Below are 17,596 nucleotides of genomic sequence, written 5' to 3' on the forward strand. Positions count from 1 at the left end.
CTTTTTATCGCAACATATACTGCCAACAGTTAATCAAATGATAGCCTGTTGTTGATTTAACATCATCAAAGCCTACAGCACCTTCACTATCAACATATTCAATCGGTAAATTATGCTTAAGAAATACCGTTGAAAAAATATTCAAGGCATTATCTAAGCGCTCATAATTTGCTGTCATTGCCAAATAACGCATATACTCCAACATTGGCCAAATGCGATATTGTGTATCTTTAGACGCATCATTTAAATTGGGCCTAATAAACCCACAATCATTTATGCCAACTTTAGCCGCCGCTTGATATAAGCCAACATGATCACTCATTATATCAACATCAACGCCCAACGCTTGTGCCTCAACAATCAAACTACTCCACTCAAAGCTATGCCCTGGCTCAAATAGTGCGCTTTTATCTTCTCTAGAATATTCGCGCATCAAGCTTCTTTCATGGTCAAAAAATAGTGCAATAATCTTCTGATATAACGCTTCAGCTTGGGTTTTAAAAATTGGATTTTGAGTGTGGCGGTAGGCGCCTAAATACGCTTCAAAGAGATGCATTAATGCATTTTGTCCAATGACATCATGTTGATCTTTGAGCGCTTTAAAATCATCCGCAATAAACTTTTGCGTGATTAGCTTATTAACATGCTCAATATACTCGCCAATCACTTGCTCTTTAAACGTGCTATATAGCACTGACAAAGAAAATAAGACAAAAGCATACTCATACAGATCATTGTCATCTTTTGAGCTTTGTGCTTTAAACCATACCTTGCTGCATTCATCGAAATACTGCGATTTCATCACTTGATATAGTTTATAGGCATACGCGTTAGCAGCTTGCGTATTTGTTAACTCACCATAGGTCAATAGAAAGAATAAACTACGTGTTTGACATAATAAGCGTGTGTTAGCTTGATCTATTTTTTGTGGGGCATTTAAAAACTCAGGCGCATACCCCAACTGATCAATCGCTTTTATCAACAACTGATAATAGGCATCAATAGCAGCTGTCATCTGTTCGTTATTATTTTTAACCTTAACTGCCGCATAAACCTTAGCAAAAACTCCATCAACGCCTAACGAGCTCGTATCAATAATCAATGCATCTTCAGCAGGTCTCAATGGCGCCACTTCACGATTGCGATCCTGATGATCACGTGCTTCAAGCTGCGTTAATATCTCTGTAAAGTCGGCTTTTTGACCTTTAGCGATAAGCTCATCATAGCGCCTTTGGGCGCGAATTTGACTGCCCGCTTCTAAGAAGAATTTGTGTCTTGCGTTGGGAAAAACCACCGTCCCCATATCGCGTCCATCGGCAACTAGACCTCTAACACCTTGAGCAAAAGCCTGCTGACAAGCCAGTAATGCATCGCGCACTATTGAGATCTTGGCAATCTTTGATGCCATCATCCCCGTTTGTTCTTGACGAATACGCATAGTGACATCCACACCATCTAAAAAAGCTTTTGTTTGATTGTCCTCAACGGCAAAGTGAATATTTAATTGCCTCAGTTCATCATACAGCAACTGCTCATGACTTATATCAATCCCATGATCAAGCACATAAAGTGCTGCCAAGCGGTAAATCGCACCACTATCCAACAGTGCATAATCAAGCTTTTGCGCTAACAGGCGTGATAACGTCCCCTTGCCAACGCCACTTGGACCATCAATGGTAATAATTTCAACTTTATTTGACATCTAAAATAAATCCTAAGCGCGATACGCGAGTCTTTGCCCAATTCTACTATCTATTGTTTCAGAAACCAATCTATAATACCCCTTATGCGCACTTTCAACTTAACTAGGAATATAATAATGACAGATATTCGCTGGCTGCAACGCTTTGACAACTATCAAAAAGCACTCTCGCAATTACAAAGTGCCGTCACGCTAGCACATCAAAGACCTTTGTCATTACTTGAAAAGCAAGGTCTTATTCAAGCCTTTGAATACACCCATGAACTTGCGTGGAAAACATTAAAAGACTTTCTTAAACATCGCGGCAGTACCGAAGATATTTTCGGATCAAAAGATGCGACAAGACAAGCATTTGCCAATGGCTTAATTGACAAGGGTGATGTTTGGATGCAAATGATTAAAAGTCGCAATTTAACCTCTCACACTTATGATGAAAGCACGGTCGAAGAAATTGCCACATTGATCTTAAACGAATACATCAGCTGCTTTACTGAGCTTGCCGAAACATTAAAAAACCTAGCAGCAAAAGAGTAGCAACATGCCCTACGGATTAACAGAACAAACGCTTGCTGCAATTACCCACGCGATAAGTCAGCAGCCAAAGATTACAAAAGCTATTTTGTATGGTTCACGTGCCAAGGGAAACTATCATACTGGTTCTGATATTGATTTGACACTTATCGGCGATGATCTAACAGTGAAGGATTTATTCCAACTTGAAGAAGCTATTGATGCTCTTTTCCTGCCTTATTTGTTTGATCTGTCAATTTATACACAATTAACCAACCCTGAACTTAAGTCACATATTGATCGCCATGGTATTACGCTATTTGCTCGTTAAGCATTCAAAGTCTCTCATGACTGACACCAATTGTTGTACATCTTTAAGCTCAATTGCATTATATAAGCTGACACGTACACCACCGACACTGCGATGCCCTGCAATGCCATAAACACCTTGGCTATCGGCAAAGCTTAGAAATTTAGTTGTTAATTCATCACTTGGCAATTGAAATACAACATTCATCGGTGAGCGATTATGCAACGGAACATTATTGCTAAATAGTTTTGACTGATCAATTGCTTCATAAAGTAGGGCAGCTTTACGCGCATTCTTCTCAGTAACAACATCTAACCCGCCTTGTTTGATCAAATCAGCAAGTACCAGCTCCATTGCTGCCCACGCAAACATATCCGGCGTATTATACAAAGAATCCGCCTGCTGCATTGCCTGATAGCTTAACACAGCCGGAATCGCCTTTTGCTTGATATTTTCAATCAATGCTTTTTTAATTAAAACAACCGTCACCCCTGGCAAGCCAATGTTTTTCTGGGCTCCAGCATAAATTAGATCAAACTTGGTCACATCGATTGGTTTTGATAAAAAGCTTGACGACATATCACAAACCAACGGCAGATTAGTCACAAGTGTTTTTTGCCATATCACACCATCAATCGTTTCATTTTCTGTGTAATGGATATAATCATAGCCATCCACAATATGATCAATCGCATTATCCACGCCCTCAATCGTATCGACTTCAATAAACTTTTTAGCCTCTTTAATTGCTGCCTTTGCCCAGTAACCACTATTGATATATAGCGCCCTGCCATTTTGCTTAAGGTTTATTGGAACAGCGGCAAACTGTGCACTAGCTCCTGCTGGCATGAGTAGTATTTCATAACTCTCAGGCAACGCTAACAGAGTACGCAAATGCTGCTTAATCTTGTTATTGATTTCAGCAAACAATTGATCACGATGTGACAAGGACAACAGTGACAAACCGGTATTGTGATAATTTAAAACCATTTGGCTCAACGCTTGATAAATAGACTCTGGTAGACTCGCGGGGCCTGCGCAAAAATTAAGTTGATACATTTTATGTGACTTGGTGCATTAAAATTGTTGAAAATTATATACTAGCCACAACCCATTTTGCAGTGTTTATTGAAGCATCTTTCTATTCCATTTACCAACTGTTAAAGGTTATACTCACCTTTAGTAATTCACCAAAGGAAAGTATCTATGAAAAAAATATTAAGCATTACAGCATTATGCCTATTATCAACATCCGTTTTTGCCCAAAGCGCCCAAACAGGACTTGTGATTGGTGCCGCAGCAGGTGCTGCGTCGACTGCCAGCTATGATTCAAGTGGCATTACCAGCAATACCACCAAAACAGAAGGCGGACCAATCAGCAGCGTCATGATCGGCTATGACCTTGCTTTAAATCAACATATTAGCGTAGGTTTGGAGTCTGGCTTTGGTTATGGCTATGATCTAGCGTCACTCAAAGCCGACGGTTCAGACAAATCAATGCTCAATCAATGGTATATTCCGCTTCTTGTCGCTGGTAAATATATATTCACTAATGGCGTTAATGTTTTTGTTAAAGGTGGCGCAACGTACGTCCACCAAGACATCACCAACATGGGCGCCTATTTCACACCTAATGTTGATAGGAGTAACTCCGATTTTCTACCAACCATTGTTGCAGGTGCTGGTTATAAATTCCAAAATGGGATTAATATTGGTGGACAGTTTAGTTACTTATTTGGCTCAACCGCAAAAATTCGCGCTAGTGATTCCATTGATGGCAGCGATGTTAAAGTAATGGCAAGCGCGAGCTTAAGCGCCTATATCAGCTATACATTACCAATGTAATTGCTCAGCCCCAGATATAAAAAAAGCGACACTAGGTCGCTTTTAAGAATTGCCACTCTTTTAAAGCGGCTTAGATAATGGTCTTAGCTTAAGCTAATTTGCACATCAACACCAGCAGCAAGATCCAGCTTCATTAAGGCATCAACTGTTTTTTCAGTTGGCTCAACGATATCGATCAAACGCTTATGTGTTCTGATTTCATATTGATCACGCGCATCTTTGTTAACGTGTGGAGAAATCAATACAGTGAAACGCTCTTTGCGTACTGGTAAAGGAATAGGACCTTTTACTTGTGCGCCAGTTCTTTTCGCTGTCTCAACGATCTCTTTTGTTGAAAGATCTATTAATTTATGGTCAAACGCTTTCAAGCGGATGCGAATGCGTTGGTTACTAATATTTGTTGCCATTTTATTCAAACCTTCTAATTATGAGTTACGCTTTTTAATGATGTCTTCTGCAATGTTGTTTGGTACTTCTGCATACTTCTCAAACTCCATAGAGAATGATGCACGTCCTTGAGAAATTGAACGTACGTTAGTTGCATAACCAAACATTTCTGCCAATGGCACCAATGCATTCACTACTTTACCACTTGGGTTTTCATCCATACCAGAGATCATGCCACGACGACGGTTTAAGTCACCGATAACATCACCCATGTACTCTTCAGGCGTAACTACTTCAACCTTCATCAAAGGCTCAAGGATCACAGGAGATGCTTTTTGCGCACCTGACTTAACTGCCATAGAACCTGCGATTTTAAACGCCATCTCAGATGAATCCACATCATGATAAGAACCATCATAAAGTGTCGCTTTAACGTCGATCATTGGGTAGCCAGCGATTACACCATTTTGCAATTGCTCTTCAATACCCTTACCAACCGCGTTGATATATTCTCTAGGAACAACACCACCGACAACTTCATCAACGAACTCAAAGCCTTTGCCCATTTCTTGTGGCTCAAGCTTAACCCACACATGACCGTATTGACCACGACCACCTGATTGACGTACGAATTTACCTTCCGCATCAACCGTTTGTTTGATCGTCTCACGATAAGCTACTTGTGGATTACCGACGTTAGCTTCGACTTTAAACTCACGCTTCATACGATCAACAATAATCTCCAAGTGAAGCTCACCCATACCAGAGATGATCGTTTGACCTGATTCTTCATCCGTTTGTACGCGGAATGATGGATCTTCTGCCGCTAAACGACCCAATGCCAATGACATCTTTTCTTGGTCTGCTTTAGATTTTGGCTCAACCGCAACTGAGATAACTGGCTCTGGGAAATCCATACGCTCAAGTGTGATAATTTGCTTTTCATCACATAAAGTGTCACCGGTTGTGACTTGCTTTAAGCCGATACATGCAGCGATATCGCCTGCACGAACTTCTTTTAGCTCTTCACGCTTGTTAGCATGCATCTGCACGATACGACCGATACGCTCTTTTTTCTCTTTAACTGGGTTATAAACTGCATCACCTGATTTTAATACACCAGAGTAAACACGGATAAACGTCAAGTTACCAATAAATGGATCTGCTGCCAATTTAAATGCTAACGCTGAGAAAGGCTCGTCATCAGACGATTTACGTGATGCTTCTGTGCCATCTTCTAATTCACCACGAATCGCTGGGACTTCATCAGGCGCTGGCAAATAACGCACAACACCATCAAGAACCGCTTGCACCCCTTTGTTCTTAAACGCAGAACCACAGAATGCCAATACGATTTCGTTGTTAATCACACGCTGACGTAATGCCGCATGAATCTCATCATCGGTTAACTCTTCACCTTCAAGATACTTGTTCATCAACTCTTCATTCGCTTCAGCCGCTGCTTCAACCATTTCTTGACGAAGCTCTTCAGCGTGGTCACGAAGCTCAGCTGGAATTTCTTCTAAGCTGTAAGTCAAACCTTTATCTTCTTCATTCCACATGATTGCTTTCATGCGCACAAGGTCAATTACACCTTTGAATTCTTCTTCAGCGCCGATATTAAGCTGCATAGGAACAACGGTTGCTTTTAAACGTGTTTTAATCTGCCCTAATACACGCTCAAAATTAGCACCCGCTCTATCCATTTTGTTAACAAAAACGATACGCGGTACGTGATATTTATTTGCTTGACGCCATACAGTTTCTGATTGTGGCTCAACACCTGATGAACCGCAGAAAACAACCACAGCACCATCAAGTACACGCAAAGAACGCTCTACTTCGATTGTGAAGTCAACGTGTCCTGGGGTATCGATGATGTTAATGCGATGCTTATCAAACTGTTGATCCATACCTTGCCAAAAAACGGTGGTCGCAGCAGAGGTGATCGTGATGCCACGCTCTTGCTCTTGCTCCATCCAGTCCATTGTTGCGGCACCATCATGTACCTCACCAATTTTGTGAGAAACACCTGTATAGAACAACACACGCTCAGTTGTTGTTGTCTTGCCCGCATCTACGTGGGCACAAATTCCAATATTTCTATATTTTCTAAGTTCAGTCGCACGTGACATGAGTTTTCTCCAATCTTACCAACGGAAATGAGCAAAGGCTTTGTTTGCTTCTGCCATTTTGTGTGTATCTTCACGCTTCTTAACAGCAGAACCACGTCCTTCGACAGCTTCCATTAACTCAGCTGCAACACGATATGCCATGCTTTTTTCTTTACGCTTACGTGAAGCATCAATGATCCAACGCATTGCCATCGTCATTTGACGCTCTGGACGAACTTCAACAGGAACTTGGTAAGTTGCACCACCGACACGGCGTGACTTAACTTCAACCATAGGCGCAACAGCTTCTAAAGCTTTTTCAAAAACTTCAGTCGCTTTTTCGCCTGATTTTTTAGTTTCGATTTGGTCAAAAGCACCATAGACGATTCTCTCGGCTACAGACTTTTTACCTGATAACATGATGTGATTGATAAATTTTGCAACGATCTCGCTTTTAAACTTCGGATCTGGCAACACTTCGCGCTTTGGTGCTCGATTTCTTCTAGACATTTTATATTTCCTTTAAATACAAATTAAACTTATGCTTTAGGACGCTTAGTACCGTACTTAGAACGACCTTGCTTACGGTCTTTAACACCTGAAGTATCAAGCGCACCGCGAACTGTGTGATAACGCACACCTGGTAAGTCTTTTACACGACCACCGCGAATCAAAATAACGCTATGCTCTTGTAGGTTGTGACCTTCACCACCAATATAAGTCGTTACTTCAAAACCACTTGTTAATCTCACACGCGCTACTTTTCTTAACGCTGAGTTTGGTTTCTTAGGGGTTGTTGTATAAACACGCGTACATACACCACGTCTTTGCGGACATGCTTTCAACGCTGGCACGTTTGTTTTTACAACCTTTTTTTTGCGCGGATTGCGCACCAACTGGTTAATAGTTGCCATTATTTACTCCGTAGTTTTTTAAACATCTAATCTTTGCATAAATATAAAAAGACGCGGCATTATATACAAAAGCCATGCTGTTTTGCAAGAAATGGATTTAGGTTTTTAATCGCGGACTTTAAACCATTGACGCGATGGCAATCTCAACTGAAATGTAAACGCCAGCGACATGACGATTAATCACAAGATAACGCCCATAGTAATTAGAAAATATTCTTTACAATCACATTCTGATTGCGCTCAGGACCGGTTGAAATAATATCAATCGGCACATTTAAAGTTTGCTCAACAAAGCGCACATAATCACGCGCTGCTTGAGGCAATTTGTTATAGTCCGTTTGCTTAAACGTCTCTTCGAACCAGCCTTTTAATGTTTTATAAATCGGTTTGCAACGCACATAGTCGGCATTATCATACGGCGGATAAGAAACCTCTTTACCATCTAACTCATATGCCACACAGACCTTTATCTCTGCCAAACCATCTAAAACATCAAGCTTTGTCAAGCAAATGGACGTGATGCTATTGATTTCAATCGCACGACGCAGTGCCACTAAGTCCAACCAACCTGTGCGACGCTTACGCCCTGTTACTGTCCCAAACTCACAGCCTTTGACACCTAAGTGCTCACCAATTTCATCAAACAACTCAGTCGGATATGCACCACTGCCTACACGCGTAGTATAGGCTTTTGTGATGCCAACAACCGCATCGATATAACATGGACCAAAGCCCGCTCCTGAGGCTACCGTACCCGAGATCGTATTTGATGAGGTTACAAAGGGGTAAGTACCATGATCGATATCAAGCAAGGTGCCTTGCGCACCTTCAAAGATAATTTTGCCTTTATTGACACGAATGGCATTTAATTCCGCAGATACATCGGTAATCATTGGCAAAATCGTTTTTGCATAATGCAATAATGATGCATAGGTTTCTTCCAAATCAAAATGGACATCTACTTTGTAATAGTTTTGCAAAGTAAAATTATGTAGATCCAATAGATTCGTAAGCTTTGCTTTTAATTTCTCAGGATGCGCCAAATCGCCAATACGAATCGCACGACGCGCAATCTTATCTTCATACGCTGGACCTATGCCACGTTTTGTTGTACCAATTTTATGCTCACCTAATGCTGCTTCACGCGCTTCATCTAAAGCAACATGCACTGGCAACACCAAAGGACATGCTTCACTGATACGTAAACGCTCAAACACCGGCACATTGCGCGCCAACAGTTCATCCATCTCAGCATGTAAAGCCTCTAATGACACCACGACACCATTACCAATAAAGCTCTTAACGCCATCGTGCAAAATACCCGACGGAATAAGGCGCAGCTTAGTTACCTCGCCATTGATCACCAAGGTGTGACCAGCATTATGTCCACCTTGAAAACGCACCACGGCATTGGCTTTATCTGTCAAAAAGTCCACGACTTTACCCTTACCTTCATCACCCCACTGGCTACCTAAGATAACAATGTTATGGTTCACTGAAATTCCTCACTTTGCTAATTACAGTAGCATGTTAAAGATTTTTGTTCAGCTTGACAAATAAAATGCTTGAGTTTTATTGAATAACACCACACCACATTCTTGCTCCTCCACCGCCAAGCGCCTCTGGATGATCAGAATAATTATCCCCTCCTGCGTGAATCATTAAACTATGCCCTTTAATTTCATTTAAGCTATGTATTCTAGGCGCAAATACAGGGGAGTTAGCATCACCTTTTTTATCAACATATAATATCGGCAGATCACCCAGATGCCCATTACCATAAGGACCTTGATGACTCCCCGTTTTGCTAGGATCCCAATGCCCACCGGCTGCCATACCACCATTATCACAACTAGGATTTTGATGAATATGAAAGCCATGATCTGTCGATGCGACCAAGCCGTGAAGCTTAGGAGTAAACAATAATCCATTATCATATGCGCTAACCGTTACCGTCCCCACATAAGTATGCTTAGCTGTAGTGCTATACATCTTGATAATGATTTTTTGTTGCCCATTAACTGGCGATGCTTGACTTGTAGTATTCATTGCAGCTGATTGCGCCATACCTGAAGAAACAATTACGCCTGATAATGCTAGCGCCGCACCCAGTGTGTTTAATATTCTCATTCTAAACTCCTCCATGATTACGATTAAATTATGGTTTATATTTTGATACTTCATTGCTGCATGAGCGCTGCCTCTACATACTTTTTGTATTCTGGATGCGCTTGATTAAATTGCTCGAGCATGATAGCTTGCACTTCTTTTGTCGCATGCACTAATCCGCCGGCGATATTATGTGCTAGCTGCTCTTTTTGTGATTCACTCATCAATTGGAATAAATCTCCCGCTTGCGAGTAGTTATCCTCAGCTTGCGCATCATAATAACCAATATCACCAGATTCTCTTAATGGTGGTTCTTGATATTGAGGCGCTTCAGTTGGCGCACTGGTTTGTTGGTTAGGATAAAAGTTCACATCATTATTTTGCGAGATATCTAAGCCCGTGCCTGCCATCGCACCATCACGTTGATAATTATGCATTGGACATTTTGGCGCGTTAACGGGTAGATGATGCGCGTTAACACCAACTCGATATCGATGTGCATCTTGATAGGCAAGTAGTCTTGCTTGCAACATTTTATCAGGAGAGGCACCCGTGCCAGGTACCAGATTACTTGGCGCAAATGTTGATTGCTCAACTTCAGCAAAATAATTATCAACATTACGATTTAACTCAAGCACACCGATCTTTTGCAATGGGAAATCAGCATGTGGCCAAACTTTGGTTAAATCAAATGGATTAATATGATAATTTTGCGCTTCTTGTTCCGTCATTACCTGAATTTTGACATTCCACTTTGGAAAATCACCCTTGGCAATAGTATCAAAAAGATCTTTTTGCGCACCAAATCCAGACATTTTAGCTGCTTCTTCATCGGTTAGATTCTTTATACCTTGCTGGGTTTTAAAATGCCATTTGATCCAAAAACGTTCACCTTTAGCATTATACAAACTTAAGGTATGTGAGCCAAACATATGCATATGGCGATAGCTCTTAGGAATACCGCGATCAGACATTAAAATCGTCATTTGATGTAACGACTGTGGATTCTTCGACCAGAACTCATACATCGCTGCAGGATCTGGCAAGTTGGTTTGTGGGTTTTTCTTTTGTGAATGGATAAAATCTGGAAATTTACTGGGATCTCTTAGGAAAAATACTGGTGTGTTATTGCCGACGATATCGTAATTGCCTTGCTTGGTATAAAACTTAATTGCGGTACCTCTTGGATCACGTGCATAATCACTTGAATCCTGACCGCCTCCTACCGTTGAGAAGCGGATAAATACATCTGTTTTTTTACCCTTGCCCTGTAAAAAATCGGCAATGCTTAAATGTGATAAATCTTCTTCCAAAGTAAATACACCATAGGCACCAGAGCCACGTGCATGTACAACGCGCTCAGGAATACGCTCACGATTAAAATGCGCAAGCTTCTCAAATAACCTGAAATTATCAAAGGTTAACGAGCCACGCTCACCAGCACTAATACTGGTATTATCATTGGGAACCGGTGCGCCATTATTAGTAGTTAAATACTTCTTGTCCATCTTGAACTCTCCTTATTGTGGTTATGCAACTTGTTGAAAATTTTTATACTTCCAATCTTATCTTCACCTCTTTCTTATCAGAAATATATTATATTTTTATTTTTAATATATTTTATTTATCACCATGCAATATTAAAAATCTAATCAACTGATAACGCTCCTTGCTACTTTTAAACCGATCCTTAAATAACCACAGCTTTAAACGCTTCTCCTGTGCACATTGGCATTCCAAATATAGCGTGCCTGCGATCATAATGCTACGGCGCACTGTTACATTATTATGCCACTGAGCGCCGTAGTGCAGATTAATTTTACGCGTATGCGCAGTTTCAACTAAAATAATTTCGTTTAATTGCCTACTCGATAAATAATGTAATAACATGCCAATAAAGGCAATAACCCATAGTATAAAAGCGCTATAAAAAAGCGCTGCATGTAAGAGCTCAAAAATGATAACAAGACAAAAGCCAAATAATAAGATGATGACGACAAGCTGGATGAAAGATCGTTTTAATGCCACTTTCACCGTCGTCATTGATTTACTCTACTGTTTTCAATGTGGTTACAGTCAACTTGGTGGTTTCTTTGGTTGACTTACAAAACGTCTCTTTAATCAAGAAAATACTAATTAATACACCAATAGCTATCACAGAAATAATTAATAAAAAGCCATGCTGATAATTAGTAATACTTAAAGCGTGCCCTTTTGACAAATAGGCAAGTACCCCGCCAATCAAAGGCGCCATCAAAGAGGTTACAAGCATAATCATCGCATTATTAAGACCCAAGCCTGCTGCTAGATAGTTGTTGTTGCATTGCTCCGCCATAATCGCAAAACCAATACTCTGACCACTAGCACCAATACCAAGACCAAAAAAGGCAATACTAATGACGACAATATTGACCGGAAAATAGGTAATGCATAAAACCGACAACACACAAACAACTGCGGCAAACACCATCATGCGTTTACGCTTACTGGTGCGATCTGAGATAAAGCCCAAAAGTGGGCAGCCAATGGCATAACCCAACCATGATAGCGTTAACATATAAGATGACACACCCGAGCTAAAGCCATGCAACATCAAAAATGCTTTACCACTATTTTCAGAGAAATATTCTATGGCGAAATACACACATGCTGAATAACAGGCAATATACCAAACCTGACGTTGACGCATCAGCTGCCAAAGATTGACTTGCAATCGCTCTTGGCGCTTTAAAATACGAAAGCTTCCCGTGTAATCGGTATTATTGCGAACGATGAGAAGCACAATAATCGCAATCACAATACCAATTGCACCTAACGCATAAAAAATATAACGCCATGGCAACTCAGAGTGTGATGATAAGCTATTTAAAGGACCTGCTGCCAACATGGGACCCATTGTACCTATGAATTGCGATAAGCCAATAAACAATGCAATATGTTTGCGTGGCATCCAGTCATATACAGCCACTAACAAACAGATAAAGCCGAAAGATGAACCAAGCCCCATTAATACTCTAAAAACAAAAGCACTATCAAAGCCAAAGCTCATGCCAAAGCCAGTAACTGCCAATGCACAGAAAAATACGGCAACGAACAATGCCTTTTTTAAGCCTAAGCGATCGGTAATAATACCCACTGGAATTTGCATAATGCCATAAACTAACTGATAGGCTGTTGAGCTTAGGATGGCAAATGTCACAAGGTTTAAATTAAGATCTTGAATAATAGGATGCTCAAATGTGCCCAAGATCGTTCTAAGTAAAAACTCATACATGAAGAATAACGCACACACCAACCAAATGATTGTGCCGATAAAACTCATTTTTTGATTTTGACTCATATTATTCGTCAACCTCAGGTTTATTCTCTTCCCATTCCTCTAAAATCTCTTCAGCCTTTTGGTTATCAATAAATGATGCTACCTTAAAAATCGACACCCCCTCTTGAATCAATGGCGAGCGGTTGATCCCAACAATCACCCCATCAAGATCTGATTTAATTACTGTTGCATTCTCATTGCTAAATGGATCCGTCAGGCGCCCAATTTTATCACCTTTTTTGATCGACTCACCCAATGCTACTTCACTGTGCAAGACACCGGATGATGATGAAATAAGCCAATCATCATCTTTTGAGAATACAGGTGTCACACTATCATCGATCTCACCACTGAGCATCCCAAGTTTGCACATCACATTTTTAATACCATCTAAACCAACCTGAATAGCCGTTTGGTCAAAACGTTGCGCCTCGCCTGCTTCATACACTAACAAAGGAATATTCAAACTCTCTGCAGTGACACGAATACCGCTTTGCTTAGTCTCAACCTCAGTAATCACTGGCGCTTGGAATGCTTTAGCTAATTTCTTCGCCTCAACGTTATCAAAGTTGCAATACACTTGTGGCAAAATCTCATGATTCAGTGACCCCGTATTTAATTCAATACAACAATCAATCTGTGTCAATATTTCTTTGGTAAAGATATGTGCAATACGCTCACCAAAACTGCCATGCTCATCGCCTGGAAAGCAAGCACTGAGTCTCACTCCACTTGGCGTTGGCTTCGGGAAATGTGACAAACCATAAACATTCAAAACTGGAATAGCGATCAATGTCCCCTGCAGTTCATCAGCAGAGATGTCATCATATAATTGATTAGCAATTTCCAACCCATTAAATTCATTACCATCGACCATTGCAAAGACTAATAGTTTACGTCCACTTTGTTTGCCATTGATGACTTTAATTGGCATATACATTGGCGAGCATGAATACTGCTCAGGCAAGGGCAATGCCAATGTCGCTTTCTCACCAGGGTGGACACTGGCATCACAAATTTTAAAACTACTATTTTTCATTTTTTATTACTGACCTTAAATTTGTTTTATTTTAATTTCAACAGCAACTTGGATCCTATAAAAGACCTTAAATATCACATAATTGAAATCATTGAATATCATGTAGAAAGAGTATAGCCATTATTGACATAAGCTAAACAGTAAAACACATAAATTTTTACTTTATTTAATATAAAAAGAGCATTAAAGCACCTAGATTTTTTCACATAAACCATCATATTGCCCAAGATTATTATGACGCATAACAGTCTTTAGAATCGTCGCATATTCGTCACCTTTTAAACCTGAATAAGACTGCAAATAATCTGCTAAGTCATAGCCATTTAACATAATCAACTGTGCTCTTTGTTCTCTAAACTCAGCATAGGGCGCCAAAGTATTAAGCACTCGATAATAATCTGCAATGCCAGCACTCACATCCGTAAATTTACTGACTTCATCAATCACTCCTGATGTTGGATATTTAGGTGCAATACCACAACCTTGTGAGAAGCAATGTAATCCGAAATAATTCTTACCATGCAACGCAAAACGCGAACCACCCCAATTACTCTCAACAATTGCCTGTGCCAAAGTCAAGCTTTCAGGAATAACATTCACCCTTAACAATAGATGATTAATCAAACTGCTAGCGTTTTTTGCATAAGCTTGTAATGCATAAACATCTGCCAACTCGTGCAAGCGCACTTTATCTTGTGATGTCATAGTAGGCTTTGATTCTAATGTTAATAAAAAGTCTCGATCTTTGAGAATCTGTCGATTGATCGGACACATCTTAGTAAGCATCGTATTAATAAATGCTTGCTTCGGCAGTCGCAGCGCTTGTGAAATAGATAAGTCATTATCCTCAAGATTATTCATCTGCACAATACATTGAGATGAAACACCAATACGATGAGCAATCCTATCAATCGCGTCACCCTTTAATACTAAGTACTTATAAGCGCTATCATAACTACAACTTGGCGGCAAATTCAGTTTTGTTAAAACGTCATGCTCGTTAATATCTGTATTTCTTTCTGCATGCATTTGCTGTTTTTGCGTTTTTTGCTCTTTTTGCTCTTTTTGCTGTTTCTGCGCCACTGAATAACCTGATGAATCTGGCATATTATTTGCTGTTGTGCACGCACTTAAAAGCACGACCATAAATATAATGCTGTTACTTTTAATACTTCTAATACTATTTATTCTTGCCATCTCTTTTCTCTTTACATGCTATGCGGACATTTTACCGCTTAGAGTATAGTCGCCTTAGACTTATTCCGCTTTTATTTCTGTGCGTTTTGGCTCTTTTATCAGGAAAACCAATAGCAATGAAATGCTAATACATACTGGAATAACGATATAAGCACCACGAAAACTTAATGATTGCTCAAGCATGCCAAAGCCAATCTGTGCTAAGGCGCCACCACCCATAATAATTAAAGAGCCTAATGAAGTTGCTGAAGCGGCAATCTCTGTTGGATTTGACTCAGCAATAACGGGATAACCAATATTTTGCGCTGCAGTTAACGCACCGATAAAAAAGAAGATCACAAACAACGCATGATAGCTAAGATTTGCATTAAGCAATAACAAAGTTACCACCAATGAGAGACTCGCCCCCAACAACATAAAAGGCTTGCGTGAGCGATAATAGTCTGAAAGCTTGTTCCATAAAGGTCCTCCAATCATATAACCAATACTAATAATCCCCGCAATCATCGCCGCGTCTTGTGCGCTGATGCTAAAGCTATGCCTTAAAAACGCCTGCCCAAAACTAAATTCCAGAATCATCACAGGGAAATTCATTAGTGAGATATAAAGTGCCGCTAGCCAGTTTTGTTTTTTGTTCACCACATAACGTAAATTTTTAAACGCACGCCAAATTGACTGCTGTGATTTATTATTTTGCTCATTTTGCTCATTTCTCTGTGGTTTCTTTTGAATCAGCAGTAATGTCAACGCAATAATCACAAGCCCCATAACAATATTAGTGATTTGCACGACCTGCCCAGAGTCAGAATATACCAACAGCGCATGCCCACCGGCATTTCCTAAGTAACTTCCTAAAAAGGCAATCGTAATCGCCATACTGATGGGGAACCCGACTCGTCCATGCTCAAACCAGCTCGTTGCCACACGTACACAGGACAATAAGGTAAAAGCACCGCCAAATCCGACTAATAGCATACAGGCGTAAGCAATAAACTGATTACTGACAAATGTCATGATTGCCACCCCAATCAACATTACAATAAGTGCCGACACAATCACTCTTTTGCTATTGTAACGATCCAAAATTACGCCTGCTGGAATAAACATCAGTACATTACCAATCAGATACATCGACGTAAATAATCCATATGAACCGATTTGGTAACGCGCAATATAATAGTCAATCAGCGTGTTATTAAGTGATAACTGAATAAACCAATAAAAAAAGAAAAGTGCTGCGGCAAACATTGAAAGCCAAGCACGTAATGAGTGGTTTGTATTTTTATGCATTTTAAGATGCGAGATAAAATTAATTTGCACCGACTTTACCCAGATATTTTAAGATGTCAAGCGCCTTGCTTTCTAGGATCGACTTTGCTAGGATGCACATGCTTTTATACAGCATTAGCTTAATGAAGTTTCTGTAAGGGATGTCCGAGTGGGCGAATTGGACCCTCGAGCAGCGACTGAGCTGCGAGCTAATGAGCGCCTGTAGCAGGAGCGAAAGGCCGGGTTACTTAACAAGATCACGATGATCGAGTTTAGTAACAAATCAACCACGAGTTGAACAAGTTAATTTTCTGGAGGGGTGTCCGAGTGGTTGAAGGAGCACGCCTGGAAAGCGTGTATACGTTAACGCGTATCGAGAGTTCGAATCTCTTCCCCTCCGCCAGAATCAATTATTTCAACATCACTCAAACCTTTATAAATCAATAGATGCAGCACGTTTTAAATAGTGAATATAATTTTAAAATACCCTTAAAGTATGCTCCCATGTCTAGTCGCCAGATTATAAGTGACTAAACTTGAACCCCAGCTTAAATCCACAAGCTCTGGCATAGTTTTCTAATGTGCTGACTTTTGGGTGAGTTCCAAGCTTCTCTAGCCGACACACATTACTTCTTGTGGTGCCCATCTTCAAAGCTATTTGCTCTTGAGTAAGACCTGATTTTTTACGGAGATGTATTAACTCATTAATCAGCTCAAACTCCGCACCAAGCTTATTGTATTCATGCTTGACATTATCATTTTTAAAGGCTTGCTCTTTTAACTGTTTAAGATTCACTTTTAACCTCCTTCATGTAGCAAAAATTTAAAATTTACACAAATCATCAGATCACACTAGGATATAATTGATCCTTTTTGTAACC

At 40.2% G+C, this 17,596-nt stretch carries 18 protein-coding genes, 1 tRNA gene and 1 pseudogene; 4 read left to right on the forward strand and 16 right to left on the reverse strand.

The annotated features are described in order from the left end of the window. Window positions 1-4: 4 nt before the first annotated feature. The gene (locus tag NYP54_RS11820) at window positions 5-1,015 is read right to left on the reverse strand and encodes an AGE family epimerase/isomerase (RefSeq protein ID WP_349293370.1); all 1,011 of its coding nucleotides are present in this window, start codon (window positions 1,013-1,015) and stop codon (window positions 5-7) included. A 24-nt stretch (window positions 1,016-1,039) separates the two neighbouring features. Further along, window positions 1,040-1,702 (reverse strand): annotated as a pseudogene (cmk, locus tag NYP54_RS11825) ((d)CMP kinase); the annotation flags it as partial. A gap of 117 nt (window positions 1,703-1,819) precedes the next feature. Between cmk and NYP54_RS05540 the strand changes: the two are divergent. Together NYP54_RS05540 and NYP54_RS05545 are read left to right on the forward strand one after the other, a co-directional pair. Beyond that, a complete protein-coding gene (locus NYP54_RS05540) occupies window positions 1,820-2,236 on the forward strand; it encodes a nucleotidyltransferase substrate binding protein (RefSeq protein WP_283155699.1) in 417 nt (138 codons plus the stop codon). 4 nt (window positions 2,237-2,240) lie between these two features. After that, on the forward strand, window positions 2,241-2,543 hold the full coding sequence (locus tag NYP54_RS05545) for a nucleotidyltransferase domain-containing protein (protein ID WP_283155700.1): 303 nt from the start codon (window positions 2,241-2,243) through the stop codon (window positions 2,541-2,543). Here NYP54_RS05545 and serC read toward each other — a convergent pair. After that, window positions 2,529-3,581, reverse strand: coding sequence for a 3-phosphoserine/phosphohydroxythreonine transaminase (gene serC, locus NYP54_RS05550; protein ID WP_283155701.1), 1,053 nt, complete (start codon window positions 3,579-3,581; stop codon window positions 2,529-2,531). The two genes, NYP54_RS05545 and serC, sit on opposite strands and share 15 nt — an antisense overlap. Window positions 3,582-3,728: 147 nt before the next feature. Between serC and NYP54_RS05555 the strand changes: the two genes are divergently transcribed. Beyond that, complete coding sequence (locus NYP54_RS05555; protein ID WP_283155702.1) at window positions 3,729-4,367, forward strand: outer membrane beta-barrel protein; 639 nt, start codon at window positions 3,729-3,731, stop codon at window positions 4,365-4,367. Between the two features lie 83 nt (window positions 4,368-4,450). Here the strand turns inward: NYP54_RS05555 and rpsJ are convergent, their stop codons facing one another. The 12 genes from rpsJ to NYP54_RS05615 all read right to left on the reverse strand — a co-directional run bounded on the left by rpsJ (window position 4,451) and on the right by NYP54_RS05615 (window position 16,736). Next, window positions 4,451-4,762 (reverse strand): 30S ribosomal protein S10, encoded by a 312-nt coding sequence (gene rpsJ / locus NYP54_RS05560; RefSeq protein ID WP_117002805.1) that lies wholly within the window; start codon window positions 4,760-4,762, stop codon window positions 4,451-4,453. A gap of 30 nt (window positions 4,763-4,792) precedes the next feature. Then, window positions 4,793-6,889 carry an elongation factor G gene (fusA, locus tag NYP54_RS05565; protein WP_117002727.1) on the reverse strand — a complete coding sequence of 699 codons (2,097 nt, stop codon included), beginning with the start codon at window positions 6,887-6,889 and terminating at the stop codon, window positions 4,793-4,795. Between the two features lie 15 nt (window positions 6,890-6,904). Then, window positions 6,905-7,378 (reverse strand): 30S ribosomal protein S7, encoded by a 474-nt coding sequence (rpsG, locus tag NYP54_RS05570; RefSeq protein WP_117002725.1) that lies wholly within the window; start codon window positions 7,376-7,378, stop codon window positions 6,905-6,907. Between the two features lie 29 nt (window positions 7,379-7,407). After that, window positions 7,408-7,782 carry a 30S ribosomal protein S12 gene (gene rpsL, locus NYP54_RS05575; RefSeq protein ID WP_119327900.1) on the reverse strand — a complete coding sequence of 125 codons (375 nt, stop codon included), beginning with the start codon at window positions 7,780-7,782 and terminating at the stop codon, window positions 7,408-7,410. A gap of 203 nt (window positions 7,783-7,985) precedes the next feature. Further along, window positions 7,986-9,278, reverse strand: coding sequence for an adenylosuccinate synthase (locus NYP54_RS05580; RefSeq protein WP_283155703.1), 1,293 nt, complete (start codon window positions 9,276-9,278; stop codon window positions 7,986-7,988). A 76-nt stretch (window positions 9,279-9,354) separates the two neighbouring features. After that, complete coding sequence (locus NYP54_RS05585) at window positions 9,355-9,912, reverse strand: superoxide dismutase family protein (protein WP_283155704.1); 558 nt, start codon at window positions 9,910-9,912, stop codon at window positions 9,355-9,357. 50 nt (window positions 9,913-9,962) lie between these two features. Continuing rightward, complete coding sequence (locus tag NYP54_RS05590) at window positions 9,963-11,399, reverse strand: catalase (protein ID WP_283155705.1); 1,437 nt, start codon at window positions 11,397-11,399, stop codon at window positions 9,963-9,965. Window positions 11,400-11,511: 112 nt separating this feature from the next. Continuing rightward, window positions 11,512-11,934, reverse strand: a complete 423-nt coding sequence (locus tag NYP54_RS05595) for a hypothetical protein (RefSeq protein WP_283155706.1) — start codon at window positions 11,932-11,934, stop codon at window positions 11,512-11,514. 4 nt (window positions 11,935-11,938) lie between these two features. Continuing rightward, window positions 11,939-13,231: an MFS transporter gene (locus NYP54_RS05600; protein ID WP_151192583.1), complete on the reverse strand. Its 1,293-nt coding sequence runs from the start codon at window positions 13,229-13,231 to the stop codon at window positions 11,939-11,941. 1 nt (window position 13,232) lies between these two features. Continuing rightward, on the reverse strand, window positions 13,233-14,249 hold the full coding sequence (locus NYP54_RS05605) for a succinylglutamate desuccinylase/aspartoacylase family protein (protein WP_283155707.1): 1,017 nt from the start codon (window positions 14,247-14,249) through the stop codon (window positions 13,233-13,235). Between the two features lie 192 nt (window positions 14,250-14,441). After that, complete coding sequence (locus tag NYP54_RS05610; RefSeq protein ID WP_283155708.1) at window positions 14,442-15,446, reverse strand: glucosaminidase domain-containing protein; 1,005 nt, start codon at window positions 15,444-15,446, stop codon at window positions 14,442-14,444. A gap of 60 nt (window positions 15,447-15,506) precedes the next feature. Next, window positions 15,507-16,736: an MFS transporter gene (locus NYP54_RS05615; RefSeq protein WP_283155709.1), complete on the reverse strand. Its 1,230-nt coding sequence runs from the start codon at window positions 16,734-16,736 to the stop codon at window positions 15,507-15,509. 292 nt (window positions 16,737-17,028) lie between these two features. Here NYP54_RS05615 and NYP54_RS05620 point away from each other — a divergent pair. After that, window positions 17,029-17,118: transfer RNA gene (locus NYP54_RS05620), tRNA-Ser, on the forward strand. Window positions 17,119-17,235: 117 nt separating this feature from the next. Here NYP54_RS05620 and NYP54_RS05625 read toward each other — a convergent pair. Then, entirely contained in the window at window positions 17,236-17,511 is a 276-nt protein-coding gene (locus NYP54_RS05625) for a helix-turn-helix domain-containing protein (protein WP_117003486.1), read from the reverse strand. Between the last annotated feature and the right edge of the window lie 85 nt (window positions 17,512-17,596).

It is taken from the genome of Cysteiniphilum sp. QT6929, from assembly GCF_030035755.1.
Lineage (GTDB): Bacteria > Pseudomonadota > Gammaproteobacteria > Francisellales > Francisellaceae > Caedibacter > Caedibacter litoralis.